General features: G+C 65.0%; 13 protein-coding genes, 1 pseudogene and 1 riboswitch. Of the genes and pseudogenes, 11 read left to right on the forward strand and 3 right to left on the reverse strand.

The genetic code is table 11. The features are described from left to right. Window positions 1–93: 93 nt before the first annotated feature. The 4 genes from C41B8_RS14800 to C41B8_RS14815 all read left to right on the forward strand — a co-directional run bounded on the left by C41B8_RS14800 (window position 94) and on the right by C41B8_RS14815 (window position 5,194). Entirely contained in the window at window positions 94–1,098 is a 1,005-nt protein-coding gene (locus tag C41B8_RS14800; protein WP_051883604.1) for an MFS transporter, read from the forward strand. Window positions 1,099–1,186: 88 nt separating this feature from the next. Then, entirely contained in the window at window positions 1,187–1,558 is a 372-nt protein-coding gene (locus C41B8_RS14805; RefSeq protein ID WP_156962555.1) for a hypothetical protein, read from the forward strand. 421 nt (window positions 1,559–1,979) lie between these two features. Next, complete coding sequence (locus C41B8_RS14810) at window positions 1,980–3,725, forward strand: methyl-accepting chemotaxis protein (RefSeq protein ID WP_051883614.1); 1,746 nt, start codon at window positions 1,980–1,982, stop codon at window positions 3,723–3,725. Further along, window positions 3,722–5,194, forward strand: coding sequence for a chemotaxis protein CheW (locus C41B8_RS14815; protein ID WP_037339885.1), 1,473 nt, complete (start codon window positions 3,722–3,724; stop codon window positions 5,192–5,194). The genes C41B8_RS14810 and C41B8_RS14815 overlap by 4 nt, the downstream gene beginning before the upstream one ends. Before the next feature lie 59 nt (window positions 5,195–5,253). On the opposite strand, the pseudogene metH reads toward C41B8_RS14815, so the two are convergent. From metH to C41B8_RS14830, 3 genes and pseudogenes are all read right to left on the reverse strand, one after another. Next, window positions 5,254–7,977, reverse strand: a pseudogene (gene metH, locus C41B8_RS14820) (methionine synthase); the annotation flags it as partial. 41 nt (window positions 7,978–8,018) lie between these two features. After that, on the reverse strand, window positions 8,019–8,432 hold the full coding sequence (locus tag C41B8_RS14825; RefSeq protein ID WP_037339887.1) for a GxxExxY protein: 414 nt from the start codon (window positions 8,430–8,432) through the stop codon (window positions 8,019–8,021). 24 nt (window positions 8,433–8,456) lie between these two features. After that, complete coding sequence (locus C41B8_RS14830) at window positions 8,457–9,509, reverse strand: homocysteine S-methyltransferase family protein (protein WP_037339889.1); 1,053 nt, start codon at window positions 9,507–9,509, stop codon at window positions 8,457–8,459. A 156-nt stretch (window positions 9,510–9,665) separates the two neighbouring features. Continuing rightward, a riboswitch (cobalamin riboswitch) is annotated at window positions 9,666–9,893 on the forward strand. A gap of 179 nt (window positions 9,894–10,072) precedes the next feature. On the opposite strand from C41B8_RS14830, the gene C41B8_RS14835 reads away from it, so the two are divergent. From C41B8_RS14835 to cobU, 7 genes are all read left to right on the forward strand, one after another. Then, the gene (locus C41B8_RS14835; RefSeq protein ID WP_198025226.1) at window positions 10,073–11,902 is read left to right on the forward strand and encodes a TonB-dependent receptor domain-containing protein; all 1,830 of its coding nucleotides are present in this window, start codon (window positions 10,073–10,075) and stop codon (window positions 11,900–11,902) included. Between the two features lie 15 nt (window positions 11,903–11,917). Further along, entirely contained in the window at window positions 11,918–12,526 is a 609-nt protein-coding gene (gene cobO / locus C41B8_RS14840) for a cob(I)yrinic acid a,c-diamide adenosyltransferase (RefSeq protein ID WP_037339893.1), read from the forward strand. 110 nt (window positions 12,527–12,636) lie between these two features. Further along, the gene (locus tag C41B8_RS19780; protein ID WP_051883606.1) at window positions 12,637–13,281 is read left to right on the forward strand and encodes an adenosylcobinamide amidohydrolase; all 645 of its coding nucleotides are present in this window, start codon (window positions 12,637–12,639) and stop codon (window positions 13,279–13,281) included. Window positions 13,282–13,300: 19 nt separating this feature from the next. Further along, window positions 13,301–14,716, forward strand: a complete 1,416-nt coding sequence (locus C41B8_RS14850; RefSeq protein WP_051883607.1) for a cobyric acid synthase — start codon at window positions 13,301–13,303, stop codon at window positions 14,714–14,716. A gap of 26 nt (window positions 14,717–14,742) precedes the next feature. After that, window positions 14,743–15,720, forward strand: coding sequence for a FecCD family ABC transporter permease (locus tag C41B8_RS14855; RefSeq protein ID WP_051883615.1), 978 nt, complete (start codon window positions 14,743–14,745; stop codon window positions 15,718–15,720). Then, window positions 15,717–16,493, forward strand: coding sequence for a heme ABC transporter ATP-binding protein (locus tag C41B8_RS14860; protein WP_051883608.1), 777 nt, complete (start codon window positions 15,717–15,719; stop codon window positions 16,491–16,493). The genes C41B8_RS14855 and C41B8_RS14860 overlap by 4 nt, the downstream gene beginning before the upstream one ends. Then, window positions 16,486–17,028 carry a bifunctional adenosylcobinamide kinase/adenosylcobinamide-phosphate guanylyltransferase gene (gene cobU / locus C41B8_RS14865; RefSeq protein WP_037339902.1) on the forward strand — a complete coding sequence of 181 codons (543 nt, stop codon included), beginning with the start codon at window positions 16,486–16,488 and terminating at the stop codon, window positions 17,026–17,028. Before C41B8_RS14860 ends, cobU begins: the two co-directional genes overlap by 8 nt. Window positions 17,029–17,513 lie beyond the last annotated feature (485 nt).

Here is a 17,513-nt window from a genome sequence, read left to right on the forward strand (position 1 = left end):
GTAGAACAACTACGCCACGTTCGCTACGCCTCGTCTTGCCGCAAAACAGCGCTTGGCGCGGACTCGCACGAAACCTCAACACGCCCTGGGCTAATGGCCGTGATCAGCGGATTCGTGCAGTCCTACGATCAGTTGTTGACCGTACGTTTTCTGCTGGGGGTGGCCGAGGGCGGCATCTGGCCGGCGATTCTGGTGATGATCGGGCACTGGTTCCCGGCCGAGGAACGGGCCCAGGCGTTTGGCGTGTGGATCATCAATATCCCGATCGCGTCCATCATCACGTCGCCGTTGTCGGGCTGGATTCTCTCGTTCTCCGATTGGCGCACGCTGTTCGTCATCGAAGGCATCTTTCCTTTTTTGATCGCCGCGCCGCTGTGGTGGTGGCTGGCGGCGGATCGTCCGTCGGACGCGCGCTGGGTCTCGCCGGAAGAGCGTGACTATATCGAGGCGGCCATCGCCGAGGAACAGCGCAACGCGCCGGAAGCGAAGGGCTATCGCGATGTGTTCAAAAGCGCGACGGTCTGGAAGCTGGTGCTGGTGTACTTCCTTATTCAGATTGGTTTCTATGGCCTGAATCTGTGGATGCCGACCCTGATTCAGACGCTTACGCAGCGCGGTTTCGCCGCCGTGGGCCTCATTGCCGCGCTGCCCTACGTCGCGGCGGGCTTCGGGCTGTGGTTCAACGGCTGGCTGGCCGATCGAAGCGGACGCTATGCGTGGCATGTGTTCGCCGCCATGCTCGTGGCCTCGGTGTCGTTGGTGGCCTCGGTGCTGGTTGGTCACGCGTTTCTGGGTGTCTCCATCCTGCTGATCTGCCTGGCCATGGGCGGGGCGCTGGCCTACGACGGGCCATTCTGGGCGGCGGCCTCGACCACCATGCCCGCCGCCGTGCTGGGCGGTGCGTTGGGATTGATCAACGCCCTCGGCAATCTCGGCGGGTTCGTCGGGCCGTATGTCGGCGGTTATCTGCAGGACGCGAGCGGCGGCAGCTTTCTGAGCACGGCCGTCTTCCTGGCCGCCATGCTGCTACTGGCCGGTCTCGTCATGTTCAGCGTGAAGGCCGATCGACGCATCGATCGGGGCGGCCACCGCGGCTGAGCACATGCGCATGCCTCGGCCTGCGTTCGGTCGGCCGGGGCGCACGCGCTATCATGGCGCGCTCATTCGAAGGCCCGACGCCGACGCCATGCCCGCGATACGTCAATCCAATCTCGTGACCTGGATCTGCGAAGGCGCCGGCCTGGCCGGCATGGCGGCGACGTTGGTGGCCTGTGCCCTGGCTTACAACGACACCTCGCAGCTGGGTTTCTGGAGCGCGGTCGCCGTCGCGTTCGCCGCCAATCTGATCTACATCACTCATGTGTTCGCCCGCCGTGCCACGGGCAACAGCGCGCTCACGTGGCGCGAACTGATTCTGGCCACGCTGGTGCCGACCGTCGCGCTTATCGTGACGGTGGTCATCGCCGGCCAGGTCGGGGGCTGGTTTCAGCTGCCATTTGCGGGGGCGGCCAATGGCCCGGAAAAACACGTGATCACGATTCCGCCCAAGCAGGGTTAGAGACTTCCCCCACGGTTATCTGCGGGAGAGTAGCTAAGCTAGGCGCTTTCGCACGCCGGTAAGTTCGGCCAGCCCAGTCGACGCAGGCTTGCGGGTGTCGTAGACCGGATGCGGGCGAAGACCGCATTGAAATTCGTTGACGAGATCCGTGGCGGTTGAGCTCGGATTAATTGCTGGCTGCACATCGCCGTACTGCACGTCCGGGCGCGATGTTCGACTTGTATCCGAAATATGATGCCCGTGGTGTGGGCTCCGTCGGCCGCAGGAGCAGGTTTTCGCGTTGAGGGGGATGAGCCGCGTTGTAATTCGACGCACAAAAAAGTTGTGTGCAACCATTAAGCTGAAAATGATTCTGTCGTTATTGATCACAGACCAATAACTTTCGGGTGCCCCAGAAGGCGCCTGTTTCAGGAGACAGATGATGTCGCATAGTCCTGCCCGGCGCGAAGAAATGGATAGCAGTCAGCGGGCGGATGTGCTCGATGCCCTGGATCGATCGCTGGCCATCATAGAATTTGCCCCGGATGGACATATTCTGGAGGCCAACGACAACTTTCTGAATTTAATGGGTTATACCCGGCAGGAGGTGGTGGGCGCGCATCATCGGCTATTCTGCACGGCCGAGGACGCAGCCGACCGCGCCTACCTGGCGTTCTGGCACAAGCTCGGCGACAAGGGCGAGTACGACAGCAACGAATACCGCCGTATTGCCAAAGATGGGCGGTCGGTGTGGCTGCGTGCCACCTATAACCCGATTCTCGGCGACGACGGTCGCGTGCGGAAGGTGGTCAAATTCGCCACGGACATTACCGAAGACAAGCTGCGCAATGCGGAGTTCGAGAGCAAGCTCGACGCGATCGACCGCTCGCAGGCGATGGCCGAGTTCGATCTCGACGGCATCGTGTTGACCGCCAACGATCATTTTCTGGCCACGATGGGGTATCCGCTCGATCAGATCGTCGGCCGTCACCATCGCATGTTTTGTGATCCGGACTACGCACGTAGCGATGCCTATGGTGAGTTCTGGGCCCGCTTGAAGAGCGGCGAGTTCATGCTCGGCGAGTATCGACGGCTGGCTCGCGACGGCAGCGAGGTCTGGATTCAGGCCAGCTACAATCCGGTGCTCGATGCCGCCGGGCAGCCGTATAAGGTGGTCAAGTTCGCCACCGATGTCACCGAGTCCCGGGCTCGCAACATCGAGTTTCAGGGCAAAGTGAATGCCATCGAGCGGTCGCAGGCGGTGGTGGAGTTCGACCTGTCCGGCAGCATTCTGGCCGCCAACGACAATTTTCTGGCGTTAATGGGCTACCGCCGGGACGAGCTGCTCGGTCAGCATCATCGGGTGCTGTGTGATCCCGCATTTGTGACCAGTGCCGCCTACCGCGATTTCTGGAACGCGCTCGCTCGCGGCAAGTTCTTCATCGACCGCTTCATGCGGATCGGGCGCCATGGGCAGAAGGTCTGGATCCAGGGATCGTACAACCCGGTGCTGGATGCCGACGGCAACCCCTATAAAGTGGTGAAATTCGCCACCGATATCACGGCGGAAGTCGAACGCGAGGCGCATATCGCCGAGCAGGCCAATGCCATGGCGGCCGCTATTCGCCAGCTGGATGGCAGCATCCGTTCGGTGGTCGACAACACCCGCGATGCCAAGGGGCAGGCGCAAACCACCCGCGGCGAGGCGGAAAGCGGCACGCGGGCGATCGGCGACTCCACCGAGGCGATGCAGGCGATTCGCAAATCCTCGGAGGACATCGCCGAAATCGTCGGTGTGATCGGCGAGATTGCCTCGCAGACCAACCTGCTGGCCTTCAATGCCGCGATCGAGGCCGCGCGGGCCGGTGAGCATGGATTGGGGTTTTCGGTAGTGGCGGATGAAGTGCGCAAGCTGGCCGAAAAATCGGCCGACGCGACGCGCCAGATCAATCGCCTGATCGTCGAGTCGCAGCGCCGCATCGACAGCGGGGCGCAGGTCGCCGACAAGGCCCGCGAGGCCTTCGGCCGGATCAGCGAGGGCGTGGTTTCGACCACCCGCGCGGTCGAGGATATCGCCAGCGCCACCGAGTCGCAGCTCGATACCGCGCAACACGTGGTCGGGCTCATCAGCGCGCTCACCGATAGCGCCAGCGCCCGGCGCGAAGCGCAGGTGGCGGCCTCGCAATGACCACGGTGAGTCTGGCCACTCTGGTTCTGGCCGACACCGAGGTCGCGTTCGAGAGCAACGCCCTGCAGGAGGTCGTCCCGTTGCCGGAACAACTGGCCCCGGCGCCGCAGGCACCGGCCTGGTCGCTCGGCAGCTTCGTGCTGCGGGGCGTACCGGTGCCGGTGGTTGATTTCGCGCAGCTGCTGGGCCTCGGCGGCGATCGGCCGTCGGCCCGGCGCCTGGTGGCGATCGTCGCCCGCGACAACGAGTTGTTCGGTTTTGCCGTCGACGCAGTTGGCCATGTGCTACGCGTTGCGGTCGCCGACTGCCACAGCGTGACCCAGTCGCATGGTGGGTTGGTGCCGCGCATGTTCGCGCGTGACGACGGCGAGGCGGTGTATGTGCTGGACCTGGACGCGGTGTTCGCGCTCGACAATCTGCTGCGGGTGCGCCCAGCGCGCGCTGGCGGCAACGACGGGCCAAAGACGCGGGCGCTGGCTCGGGAGGCCAGCGGGGCGACGCGGGCGCTGGCCGTGCGTTGCGGCGAGCTGCGTGTGGCACTGGCGTTATCGGTGGTGCACGAAATCATTCCCCGCGGCACGGTGATCAAACCGGCCATTGGCGCGCGCGCCTATGCCGGCCATGTCGACTGGCGAGGGCGGCGCCTGGCCCTGCTTGATCTCGCCGCCCTGGTCGGCCGCCCGCGGCCATCCGCCGATGCCGCCCTGATTCTCGTGGTCGAGCTGGATTGTGGTTGGTTGGCGCTGGTGGTCGACGAGGCACTGGGCATCGTGGCCTGTGACGAGACCCGGCGACTGGCTGCCGCTGCATCGGACCGCGCCGAAAATCACGTCGCGGCGCTCATCGAGGATGCGGCGCTGGGCCAGTTGCTATTGCTCGACCACGCGCAACTCGCGGCCGATACCGAAATCGGCGCCTACGCCGCGCTCGCCCAGGGCACGCCGGCGCGCGCCAAGGCCTCGGCTGGCGACGACGCCGGTGCCGAGGAAGTCGCCTGGACACGCTTTGCCTATATGCATTTTACCGCCGCGGGGCGGTTGTCGGTGGCGGTGGACGACATCGACGCGGTGACCGCTTATCCCCAGGACACCATGCCCTGCCCGGCGGGCGGCCCATTTCAGGCACGCTTCGTACACGGCGGTCGCACGGTGATGCTGGCCGATTTACGGGCCTTGTTGTGGCGCGGTACCGCGGTGGCGGCCGAGCGGGTGCTGATCGTCACCGTCGATGCCGGGTCCGTCGGGTTTGCCGTGGACAGCGTCGAGGCGATCGCCTATATCGAGGCGCCGGCGGCTTCTTACCACGAGCACCACGCCGGACCGCGCCCCGACGGCGATGGCCTGCCGAGTTGCAAACGCCTGGTCCGACTCGGGGCCGCGGCGCGACAGCAGTTTCTGTCGGTGCTCCGGCTGCGCGATCTGGCCGCCATGCTGCTGGCCGAGCCGTCGCGGTTATCGGCCGCCGGCTAACCGAGGGTCTCGAGCCGCGATTCGAACGACCCGCCGTGCGCGCGGCGGGCCGGCAATCCTCAGGCTTCGGGCTCGTAACCGAGATTCGGGCCGAGCCATTTTTCGGCGGTTTCCACCGCCCAGCCCTTGCGATCGGCGTAGTCGCGGACCTGATCCTTGGCGACGCGGCCCACCACGAAGTAGCGCGAGTCCGGATGCGCGAAATACCAGCCGGACACGGCCGCCCCGGGCCACATCGCCCGCGATTCGGTGAGCTGGATGCCGGTGTTGTTCTCGACGTCCAGGAGTTCCCAGAGCGTGTCCTTGCCGGTGTGCTCCGGACAGGCGGGATAACCGGGCGCGGGGCGAATACCGTGGTATTTTTCGCCGATCAGTTCGGCGTTGCCGAGATCTTCGTCCGGCTGATAGCCCCAGATCGTGGTGCGCACATAGCGATGCATCCACTCGGCGAAGGATTCGGCCAGCCGATCGGCGAGGGCTTCGACCAGAATGGCGTTGTAGTCGTCGTGCTCGGCTTTGAACTGCTCGACTTTTTCCGACGAGCCGAGGCCGGCGGTGACGGCAAAGCCGCCGATCCAGTCGTCCACGCCTGAAGCAGCGGGCGCAACGAAGTCGGCGAGGCTGCGGTTCGGCACGCCCTTGCGATGCTCGGCCTGCTGGCGCAGCTGATGCACTACCGAGACCACGTCCGAGCGATCGTCGGAGAGCACCTCGATATCGTCGAAGTTGGTGGCGGTGCGTGCCGGGAACAGGCCGACCACGCCGCGCGCGGTGAGCCATTTTTCTTCGACGATCTGCTTGAGCATGGCCTGGGCGTCGTCGAACAGCTTGCGCGCTTCCTTGCCCTTGTTCGGATCGTTGAGGATGTCCGGGTAACGGCCCTTCATCTCCCAGGACAGGAAGAACGGCGTCCAGTCGATGGTGTCGATGAGCTCGTCGATCGGGAAATCGTCGAACACATACAGGCCGGACACGCCGTCGTCGGTTGCGCCCTTATAAGTTAGCGGCTGGCGCTTGGCGTAGGGCGTCTCGGCCGGCAGTTTCGGCGCGGCCGGGGCATAGTCGGACCAGTCGAGTTGCACGCGGTTGTCGCGGGCCGCCTCCAGCGTCAGGAACTTGGTCTGGCGCTTGGCGGCATGCCGCTCGCGCATCTTGTCGTAGTCTTCCTTGAGCTCGGCGACGAGCTTCTCGCGGCTGGCCTTGTTGACCATCCGCGAGGCCACCGGCACCGACCGGGAGGCGTCCTTCACCCACATCACCGCGCCGTCGTAGGCCGGGTCGATCTTGACCGCGGTATGGGCACGCGAGGTGGTGGCACCGCCGATCAGCAACGGCGTGTTCAGGCCGCGACGCTGCATTTCGGCGGCCACGTTGACCATCTCGTCCAGCGACGGAGTGATCAGGCCGGACAGGCCGATGACGTCGGCGTTGTGTTTTTCGGCGGCATCGAGGATCTCGTTCATCGGTACCATCACGCCAAGATCGATCACCTCGAAGTTGTTGCACTGGAGCACCACGCCGACGATGTTCTTGCCGATGTCGTGCACGTCGCCCTTCACGGTCGCCATGATGATGGTGCCGTTGTTGGAGCCCTTGTCGTTCTCGGCTTTCTCTTCCTCGATATAAGGCATGAGATAAGCCACGGCCTTTTTCATCACGCGCGCGGATTTGACCACCTGGGGCAGGAACATCTTGCCGGCGCCGAACAGGTCGCCGACCACATTCATGCCGTCCATCAACGGCCCTTCGATCACCTCCAGCGGCTTGTCGGCCTTCTGACGGGCTTCTTCCGTGTCTTCGGTGACGTAGGCATCGATGCCCTTGACCAAGGCATGCTCGAGGCGTTTTTCGACGGGTTGGTCGCGCCAGGCCGTGTCCTGCTTGGCTTCGGCCTTGGCGCCTTCGCCCTTGTACTGCTCGGCGATCTCCAGCAGCCGCTCCGTGGCATCGCCGCGCCGGTTGAGCACCACGTCCTCGCAGGCCTCGCGCAGCTCGTCCGGAATATCGTCGTAGACCTCGAGCTGGCCGGCGTTGACGATCGCCATGTCCAGCCCGGCCGGAATCGCGTGGTAGAGGAACACCGAGTGCATGGCGCGGCGCACGGGTTCGTTGCCGCGGAAGGAGAACGACACGTTCGACAGCCCGCCCGAGACATGACAGCCGGGGCAGGTTTCACGCACGCGCTTGGTCGCGTTGATGAAGTCGTTGGCGTAGTTGTTGTGTTCTTCGATGCCGGTGGCGATGGCGAAGATATTGAGGTCGAAGATGATGTCTTCGGGCGGGAAGTCGAGCGTTTCGGTCAGCAGCTTGTAGGCACGCTGGGCGATCTCGACCTTGCGATCTTCGGTATCGGCCTGGCCGTCTTCGTCGAAGGCCATCACCACGACGGCGGCGCCGTAGTCCAGGCACGCCTGCGCCTGTTCGAGGAATTTTTCTTCGCCTTCCTTGAGCGAGATGGAATTGACCATCCCCTTGCCCTGGATGCACTGCAGCCCGGCCTCGATGACCTCCCACTTCGAAGAGTCGACCATCACCGGCACACGCGCGATGTCCGGCTCGCCGGCCATCAGATTCAGGAACTTGCGCATGGCTTCGACCGAGTCGAGCATGCCCTCGTCCATGTTCACATCGATGATCTGGGCGCCGTTCTCCACCTGATTACGGGCGACTTCCAGCGCGGTGTCGTAATCCTCTTCCTTGATCAGCCGGCGAAACCGGGCACTGCCCGTCACGTTGGTGCGTTCGCCGATGTTGATGAAGTTGGTTGCTGAGGTCATAGGCAAAAACTTTGTTTATCCGCAGATGGACGCCGATGGCCGCAGATTCATACGGATGAAGATGAATGATTTAAGCGAGACCGGACTAGGCGTTTGTACTGCAGCCGCGTCTGCCCGAAATTAATCAGGAGCGCGCGTTCCAGCCCCGTCGCTTTCAAATAGTTCAGTACTTGTGCTTCTTCGATTGTGCTGAGTCGGTCGATCGCTTTGGTTTCAACGATGATCTCGTCGTAGCAGATGAAGTCGGCGCGATAGCGACATTCGAGTGTCTTTCCCTTGTACGCGATCGGCAGAGCCGGCTCGCGTGTAAAGGTAATGTCACGGTCACCGAATTCACGAGCCAGAGCTTCCTGATAGACCGGCTCGAGAAATCCGGTGCCGAGAATGCCGTGAACTTCCATTGCTGCGCCGATGACCTGATATGTCTGCGGATCGCGATCCGTTGTTTTATCTGTGGTCATCGGCGTTCATCTGCGGATCAAAAATCAAGCAGAAGCCGTGAATGGCTCCAGGCCCGATAGACGCATGGCACGCTGGATATCGGGTCGCTGGCGTGGGGCCTTGCCGGCGACGGCCTGGGCGATGGCACCGATGTGCTCGGGCGTGGAGCCGCAGCAGCCCCCGGCCATGTTGAGCAGGCCCGACTCGGCCCATTCGCCGATGTGTTCGGCCATTTCGTCCGGCGTCAGATCGTATTCGCCGAATTCGTTGGGCAGGCCGGCGTTCGGATAGGCATGCACGTAGCACGGCGCGATCCGCGACATTTCGGCGACGTACTGGCGCAGCGCATCCGGGCCCAGCGCGCAATTCAGGCCCACGGTCAGCGGCCGGGCGTGGGAGATGGAGTTATAGAAGGCCTCGGTCGTCTGGCCCGACAGGGTACGGCCGGAGGCATCGGTGATCGTGCCCGAAATCATCAACGGGATATCCACACCCCGCTCGCGCATCAGCTTGCGCACCGCATAGATCGCGGCCTTGGCATTGAGCGTGTCGAAGATGGTCTCCATCAGGAGGATATCGACGCCCCCTTCCAGCAGGGCTTCGGCCGCCTGGCCATAGGCACCGGCCAGCTCCATGAAATCGGTGTTGCGCTTGCCCGGGTCGTTGACGTCTGGCGAAATCGAGGCGGTCTTGTTGGTCGGGCCGATCACCCCGGCGACGTAGCGCGGGTTTTCGGCGCTATCGAATTCCTCGGCCACTTCGCGGGCGAGCTTGGCCGCCGCCACGTTCAGCTCGTGGGCCAGATCTTCCATGTGGTAGTCGGCCTGGGCGATCGTGGTCGAGGAGAAGGTATTGGTGGTGATGATGTGCGCGCCGGCCTCGGCATATTGCCGATGGATGCCCTTGATGAGCTCCGGTGAGGTCAGCGTCAGCAGGTCGTTGTTGCCCTTGAGATCGGAGGCCCAGTCGGCGAAGCGCTCGCCCCGATAGTCTTCCTCGGACGGGTCGTGATTCTGGATCATCGTGCCCATGGCCCCGTCGATCACCAGGATCCGTTCGGACAAAACGCTCTCGATGGCCTGTCGCGTGTCGCTCATGTCGCGTAATCCATACTGCCGGCGAATAGGAGCGGGAGTATATCCGCTTATCCGGATAAGCGAAAAATCGTTCAGCCCTTATGTGGCGCGGGCTTTGGCCGTGTCCAACCCCTGTGCGCCGAAAACGCTGTCTTGACGGCGATTCGGGGCCCGCCTAGCATCGAGGCCAACTCAGGTGTCGCATCCACGGATGCGGTGAAACGGGAAGTCGGTGCGCATGCTGCGGTATGCCAAGCCGACACTGCCCCCGCAACGGTAGGCCGCACGACGATTTTTCGTCGTGGTCGCTGCTCGAGCCACTGACGCGATGCGTCGGGAAGGCCAGCGCGCGGATTTAGCGATCCGTCGGCGAGTCCGGAGACCGGCCTGGGTCAGGGGAGGCCGTTGCTACCCGCGATGCGCGCTTTCGAGCCCGAGGGTTCGTCGCGCTCGTCCTGCCATGCGACGGCTGCCGATTTCGGTACGCGGACGGGCGTGCCGCCAATCGAGATAGAACACTAATGCAGCGATATGTCCGGCGGCCCGTGTTGGCTGCCACGTTAGGGGCATGGTCCGCGCTGGCGATGGCACAGCCCGCGACGACCACCGATCTCAAGAATGTCGTGGTGACTGCGACGCGCACGCCGCAGTCGGCGGCGGATACGCTGGCCGCGACCACGGTCATTACGCGTGCCGATATCGAACGCACCCAGGCCCAGAGTCTGGCCGAACTGCTGGGCGATACGCCCAGTCTGTCGATCGCCAACAACGGCGGCCCGGGCAAGGCGACCGCGATCCATCTCCGGGGTACGGACGCCAACCAGGTGCTGGTGCTGGTCGACGGCGTGCGTTGGGGCTCGGCCACCAGCGGCCAGGCTGCTATCCAGGATTTTCCGGTCTCCCAGATCCAGCGCATCGAGATCGTACGCGGCCCGCGTTCCTCGCTGTACGGCGCCGATGCGGTCGGCGGGGTGATCCAGATCTTCACCCGCAACGGCGAGGGCGCCAAAGGCCGGGGTCCGACGCCGTATTTCTCGGTCACCGGCGGCAGCTACGATACCTGGAAAGGTCAGGCCGGCGTGTCCGGCGCAACGAAGCGCCTGCATTACAACTTCAGTGTATCCGGCGACTACACGAGCGGCTTCAACGCCTGTACCGGCCGGCCGTTTTCGTCGCCCAAGGGCGGCGCGGGCTGCTATGCCAACCAGCCGGATCATGACGGTTATCACCGCGAGGACGGATCCGCCAACGTCGGCTATACCTTCGACAACGGCTGGTCGATCAACGGCCACTATCTGCGGTCCGACGGCAACACCCAGTACGACGGCAGCACCACCGACAGTTCGCATTCGGTGCAGGAAATCTATGGCCTGAGCGTGGACGCGCCGCTGACCGAATTCTGGCGCTCGAAGCTGTCGTTGTCGCGCAGCCGCGATCTGTCGAAAAATTATCTCCACGGCGACTATGTCAGCCGCTTCGATACCCGGCGCGACAGCGTGAGCTGGCAGAACGACTTCGTGCTCGCCAAGCGTCAGAGCGCCACGCTTGGCGTCGATCATCGCCAGGATGCCGTCACCAGTTCGGCCGATTACAAGCAGAACAAACGCGACAACACCGGCGTGTTCGGCGAATACCAGGGCCGCTTCGGTGCTCACGAGATCGATCTGGCCGCCCGCGGCGACGACAATCAGGCCTACGGCGAACATGCCACCGGCTCGGTCACCTACGGCTACCACCTGAACCAGACCTATACGCTGACCGCGTCCTACGGCAATGCCTTCAACGCGCCGACCTTCAACGATCTCTATTACCCGGACACGCCGGGCTACCCGCCGGCCTCGAACCCGGATCTGAAACCCGAGAAATCGCGCACGGGCGAAATCGGCATTAAGGCCACGCCTGGTTGGGGCCATTGGGCCATTCATGCCTATCAGACCGATATCGACGACGAGATCACGCTGGACGCCAACTACACGCCGCAGAACGTGAATTCGGCGCGTATCCGCGGCATCGAAGGCGAAGCGACGGCGTATCTCGGGCGCTGGCGCATCGGCGCCAATGCCGACTGGCTGAAGGCCGAAAACCGGGAGCACGGTGCGAATTTTGGTAATGATCTGGCGCGTCGGCCGGATTATTCGGCGTCGCTGCAGATCGACCGCGACCTGTTCTCGCGCTTCTCGGCGGGCGCTAGCGCCAAGCTGGTGGGCTCCAGTTACAACGATCTGGCCAATACCGACAAGCTCGGCGGCTATGCCCTGTTCGGCCTGCGCGGCGAGATGCGGGTCACCTCGGCCTGGAAAATCCAGGCCAAGCTATCGAATCTGTTCGATCGTCATTATCAGACGGTCGATTTCTACAACCAGCCGGGCCGGGCCGTGTACGTCACGGTGCGCTACTCGCCCGGCCAGATCTGATCCACGGAGCGCCCCATGAGCGAATCCAAGAGCGATGCCCGCCACAAGGCGGCGATGGAAAAACAGAAAACCAAGGTGGACGCGGCGATCGAGGCCGCCGACACCGAACGCGGCGTATTCGTATTCATCACCGGCAAGGGCAAGGGGAAATCGTCCTCGGCTTTCGGCATGGTGATGCGCGCGCTCGGCCACGGCCAGAAAGTCGGGGTGGTGCAGTTCATCAAGGGCGTGCAGCTCTCCGGCGAGGAGATCTATCTGCGCGATCACTGTCCACAGGTGACTTTCTATCAGATGGGCACGGGATTCACGTGGAACACCCAGGATCGCTCGGGCGACATCGAAGCCGCCGAGCGCACCTGGGCTCAGGTCGAGCCGATGTTGCGGGACCCGTCGTACGACCTGGTCGTGATCGACGAGCTGACCTATATGCTCGGCTACAAGTATCTGGACGAGCAGCGCGTGCTGGATGCCATCGCCAACCGGCCCGTCGAACAATCGGTAGTCGTGACCGGTCGCGGCGGCGGTTCGGGCCTGCGCGAACTGGCTGATACGGTCTCCGAAGTCGATAACGTCAAGCACGCGTTCACGGCCGGCATCAAGGCCCGCGCCGGGGTGGACTACTGATCGACACGCCGCTCGCCAACTGCTGGGCGCCGCCGGACGCCACCGCGGTCGCGCTGCCCGACGCGAGTCTGCCGCCGGGCTGGCGCGGCGAAGTCACGCCCGAGGGCGCGGTGCTGGTCGCCGATGCGGCGCGGCGAGTGTTGTCCTCGGCCTCGCTCGGCGGCGGCCTGGGGCGAGCCTCGGCCTGGTACAACGCGCATGTCCGTCACGATGCGCCGCTCGACCCGGCCGGCCCGGCTGCGGTGCTGGCGCGTCGTGCCGCCGAACGCGGCCTGGCCTGCGATACGGTCGCCATGATGACCGGGGCCGCCATGACGTCGCTACGGTTGGCGACGGCCGAGATCGAAGCCGCGCGATTCACGCTGGTGCTGACCGCCGGGCTGGCCAACGCCCGAACGGCCGGCGATACGGCCGAAATGCGCAGCTTGCGGGCATCGCCGGGGCCCGCCGGCACGATCAACGTGGCGCTGATTGCCGACGTGGCGCTGACCGATGCCGCGCTGGTCGAAACGGTGGCCACGATCGCCGAAGCCAAGGCGGCGGCGCTGCAACAGGCCGGGATCAAGAGCCCGGTCTCCGGCCGACCGGCCACCGGCACCGGCACCGACGCCACGGCGGTGTTTGCTCGCGCCGACGGCGCGCCCATCGAATATAGCGGCAAGCACACGCTCGTTGGCGAAACCATCGCTCGCCTGGTCATGACCGCGTTGGCATCGTCGATCGCCGGGGCCGAGGAGGCACGGCGTGCCGGCTAGGACAGGCTCTAAAACGCTGATGATCCAGGGCACGACCTCGGATGCCGGCAAGTCGACGCTGGTGGCTGGGCTGGCCCGCGCCTGGGCCCGGCGCGGCGTGGCGGTGGCGCCGTTCAAGCCCCAGAACATGGCGCTCAATAGCGCGGTGACCGTCGACGGCGGCGAGATCGGGCGCTCCCAGTATCTCCAGGCTCAGGCCGCCGGCATCGCGCCGACCACCGATCTCAATCCGGTGCTGTTGAAGCCGTCGAGCGACGTTGGCGCCCAGGTGATCGTGCACGGCCGGGCCGTGGCTGCGATGAACGCGGGCGATTATCACCAGTACAAGAAACAGGCGCTGGCGGCCGTGCTGGCCTCGCATGCGCGTCTGGCGGCGAGCTACGCGCGGGTTGTGGTCGAAGGTGCCGGCAGCCCGGCCGAAATCAATCTGCGCGAGGGCGATATCGCCAATATGGGTTTTGCCGAGGCGGTCGACTGCCCGGTGATTCTGGTGGCCGATATCGACAGGGGCGGCGTATTCGCCCAGCTGGTCGGTACCTTGGAGTTGCTCTCCGAATCGGAACGGGCGCGGGTGGCTGGTTTCGTCATCAATCGCTTTCGCGGCGATATCGCGCTGCTGCAGCCCGGCCTGGATTGGCTGGAGGCCCGCACCGGCAAGCCGGTGTTCGGCGTGCTTGAGTATCTGCACGGGCTGCATCTGGACGCCGAGGACGCCATCGATACGCAGCAGACCACGGCCGACGATGCCCTGATCGTCCAGGTGCCGGTCACGCCGCGCATCAGCAACCACACCGATTTCGATGCACTGCGCGCTCATCCGCGTGTCGATCTGCGGTTCGTCGGCCCGGGTGAAATACCGGAGCCGGCCGATCTGATCGTGCTGGCGGGTTCAAAAAATACGCGGGCCGACTGCGAATGGCTGAAGGCCGCCGGCTGGGGCGATCGTCTCAAGCGTCATCTGCGCTATGGCGGCAAGGTGCTCGGCATCTGTGGTGGCTATCAGATGCTCGGCCAGGAGATCGCCGATCCCGACGGCATCGAGGATTCGCCCGGCACTACGGCGGGCTTCGGCCTGTTCGATCTGGCCACCCGGCTGGACCGGGCCAAGCATCTGCAGAACGTGACCGGAGCAATGGCGGCCGGCGGCGCGGTCGCCGGCTATCGCATCCACTGTGGGGTGACCACCGGCGCCGATCGGGCGCGGCCTTTTTTGTACCTCGAAGACGGCCCGGACGGCGCGCTGTCGGCCGACGGCCAGATCGCCGGCACCTATCTGCACGGTCTGTTCGATACCGCGGCCGGCTGTGACGCCATCCTCGCCTGGGCCGGCCTGGCCGATGCCGGTTCGGGCGATCAGAGCGAGCGCCGCGAGGCCAGCCTGGAGCGGCTGGCCGACGCCGTCGAGGCGGCTATCGATCTGGAGGCGTTGCCGTGAGGCCGGCTGCGTTGATCGGGCTGCTGATGGTTCTGACCGTTTTGGCGTTCCTGGCCGAGCTCGTTTTCGGCGCGGTGCGGCTGCCCGTGGGCGGCGTGTTTGCAGCGCTGAGCCATGTCGGCACCGCGGCCGATCAGACGGCCCTCATCGTCAACCAAATCCGCCTGCCGCGGGCTATTCTCACGGCGCTGGTGGGCGCGATTCTGGCGATCTCCGGCGCGGCCATGCAGGGCCTGTTTCGTAATCCACTGGCCGACCCGTCGCTGATCGGCGTCACCGCCGGGGCCTCGGCCGGTGCCAGTCTGGCCATCGTGTTCGGCGGGGCGTTGGCCGGGTTGGCCGGTCTGTCGGCGATCGCCCTGGCGGCGTTTGCTGGCGGTGCCGCGGCTGTGCTGCTGGTGTACACACTGGCCACGCGTGCCAGCGGCACCTCGGTGGCGACCATGCTGCTGGCCGGGATCGCGATCTCGGCGCTGGCGGGCTCGCTGACCTCGCTGCTCGAGTTCTATGCCTCGAACGACATGCTGCGCCGGATCAGCCTGTGGCAGATGGGCGGGCTGGAAGGCGCGAACTGGCCGCGCGTGGCCTTGATGGGCGGCATCGCGGTGGTCGTGCTCGCCGGGCTGCCGCGGCTGGCCACGGCGCTGAATGCGCTGCTGCTGGGCGAGTCCGAGGCGCGTCATCTCGGCTTTGCCGTGGACCGGACCAAGACCGTGCTGATCACACTGGTTGCGCTCGGCGTTGGCGTCTCCGTGGCTTTGGCTGGAGCGATTGCCTTCGTCGGGCTGGTGGTGCCGCATATCGTGCGCCTGGCGATTGGCCCGGATCATCGCGCGCTGCTGCCGGCATCAGCTTTGGCCGGCGCGGTGCTGTTGCTGGCCGCCGATACCGTGGCTCGGGTCGCGGTTGCGCCCACCGAACTGCCGGTGGGTCTGCTTACGGCCCTGCTCGGCGCGCCGTTTTTCATTGTGCTGCTGCGCGGCACGCGGGATTACGCGCTGTGACGCTGCAAGCGGAAGCAATCACGGTTCGACGCGGCGAACGCGCGCTGGTGGCCGGCGTGTCGTTGCATGTCGAGCCCGGCGAGATGCTGGCCGTGATCGGGGCCAACGGCGCCGGCAAATCGACCCTGCTGCATGCCCTGGTCGGCGATCTGCCGCCTTCCGCCGGGCGCGTATCGTTCGATGGTCGGTCGCTGGCCACCTACGACCGCCTCGAGCGCGCGCGGCGTATCGCGTTTCTCGCCCAGGCCAGCCCGTTGGCGTTTCCGTTCACCGTGCGTGATGTCATCGCGCTCGGTCGCAGCCCGCACGCTACCGGCCGGATACGCGACGCCGAGATCGTGGACGCGGTGGCCACGACCACCGATATCGCGCATTTGCTGGACCGGACCTATACCCGGTTATCGGGCGGCGAAAAACAGCGCGTGCAGCTGGCCCGCGTGCTGGCGCAGGTCTGGCGGGCCGAGGATGCCGGCGACCGGCTGCTACTGCTCGACGAGCCGGTGGCGTCGCTGGATATCGGCCATCAGAGCCTGATCATGCGCGGCCTGCGCCGGGTGGCGGCCACCGGTGTGGCGATCGTGTTCGTGGCCCACGACGTTTCTCTGGCCGCGGCCCATGCCGACGGCATGCTGGCCCTGGCCGATGGCGGGCCCGTCGCCAGCGGCCCACCTTCTCAGGTCGTCACCGAGGCCACGCTGGAACGGGTTTTCGATGCCGATACCCATGTCATCGCGCATCCGGTGACCGGAACGCCCGTGGTGTTGCATGACTGATTACGATCGCCCCCATCATCTGATTCTCGGCGGCGCTCGCAGCGGCAAGAGTGCCTTCGCCGAGCGCGAGGCCCTGGCCACGTCGGGCGCCGCGGAACGCTTCATCTATATCGCCACCGCCGAGGCGCATGACGACGCCATGGCCGCGCGTATTGCCCATCATCGCGCCCATCGCGATGCCCGCTGGCAGACCGTCGAAGCGCCGCTCCAACTGGGCGCGACGCTCGTCCAGCACGACGCGCCGGATACCGTGATTCTGGTCGACTGCCTCTCGCTCTGGCTGAGCAATGCGCTGGCCGCGGATTGTTGGGAGGCCGAGCGCGCCGGGCTGATCGAGGCGTTGTCGGCCTGCCGGGGCCGTGTGCTGCTGGTGTCCAACGAAGTCGGCTCGGGCGTGGTGCCGTTGGGTGAGTTGTCGCGTGTGTTCGTGGACGAAGCCGGGCGGTTGCACCAGGCGTTGGCGGGGCTTTGTGCGCGGGTCAGTCTCGTGGTGGCCGGGCTGCCGCTGGATTTGAAGTCATCGGCGCCGTCATGAGTTGCTTTCGTTCGCAGTCGGCGGGAGATTGGGGCTTCGTGGGTGCGCGTGCCCCTTCCGTTTGTTTGTTCAAACGACAGGGGGTAGGTCGGATTAGCGCGCAGCGCGTAATCCGACGTTCAATCGGCGAGTTCCGAAACTTGGCTGTCGGATTAAGGTGCCAGCACCTAATCCGACCTACGTCACTGATTCGCTCACGGGGCGGACATGGCGCCGGTTTCGCGCTGCAACGCGAGTCACTTTCGTTTGCTTGTCCAAGCGAAAGTAACCCAAGGAAAAGACACCCTCATAGCCGCCCGCTTCGCGGGTCCACTCCGATGCTCGGTCCCGGAGGATGCGGCAAAAACTCAGTCCGCTTTGGCGGCCTCCACTGCTCGGTGCTGCGCTCAAGGGGACCCGAATACAGACACGGCCCGCGAAGGTTGGGCGTTCGCGTCTGTATTCGAGCCCGTCTGAGGCGCCGGAGACGAGCAGCGGCGACGGGT

The sequence above is a fragment of the Salinisphaera hydrothermalis C41B8 genome (genome assembly GCF_000732535.1).
In the GTDB taxonomy this organism is placed as follows: Bacteria; Pseudomonadota; Gammaproteobacteria; order Nevskiales; family Salinisphaeraceae; genus Salinisphaera; species Salinisphaera hydrothermalis.

What these genes read in the sequence shown, in the direction of transcription:
- C41B8_RS14850 (WP_051883607.1), top strand. Translation starts at nt 13,301, where the DNA reads ATGATCCAGGGCACGACCTCGGATGCCGGCAAGTCGACGCTGGTGGCT.
- C41B8_RS14805 (WP_156962555.1), top strand. Translation starts at nt 1,187, where the DNA reads ATGCCCGCGATACGTCAATCCAATCTCGTGACCTGGATCTGCGAAGGC.
- C41B8_RS14825 (WP_037339887.1), bottom strand. Translation starts at nt 8,432, where the DNA reads ATGACCACAGATAAAACAACGGATCGCGATCCGCAGACATATCAGGTC.
- cobO (WP_037339893.1), top strand. Translation starts at nt 11,918, where the DNA reads ATGAGCGAATCCAAGAGCGATGCCCGCCACAAGGCGGCGATGGAAAAA.
- C41B8_RS14835 (WP_198025226.1), top strand. Translation starts at nt 10,073, where the DNA reads ATGGCACAGCCCGCGACGACCACCGATCTCAAGAATGTCGTGGTGACT.
- C41B8_RS14830 (WP_037339889.1), bottom strand. Translation starts at nt 9,509, where the DNA reads ATGAGCGACACGCGACAGGCCATCGAGAGCGTTTTGTCCGAACGGATC.
- C41B8_RS14815 (WP_037339885.1), top strand. Translation starts at nt 3,722, where the DNA reads ATGACCACGGTGAGTCTGGCCACTCTGGTTCTGGCCGACACCGAGGTC.
- C41B8_RS14800 (WP_051883604.1), top strand. Translation starts at nt 94, where the DNA reads ATGGCCGTGATCAGCGGATTCGTGCAGTCCTACGATCAGTTGTTGACC.
- cobU (WP_037339902.1), top strand. Translation starts at nt 16,486, where the DNA reads ATGACTGATTACGATCGCCCCCATCATCTGATTCTCGGCGGCGCTCGC.
- C41B8_RS14810 (WP_051883614.1), top strand. Translation starts at nt 1,980, where the DNA reads ATGTCGCATAGTCCTGCCCGGCGCGAAGAAATGGATAGCAGTCAGCGG.
- C41B8_RS14855 (WP_051883615.1), top strand. Translation starts at nt 14,743, where the DNA reads ATGGTTCTGACCGTTTTGGCGTTCCTGGCCGAGCTCGTTTTCGGCGCG.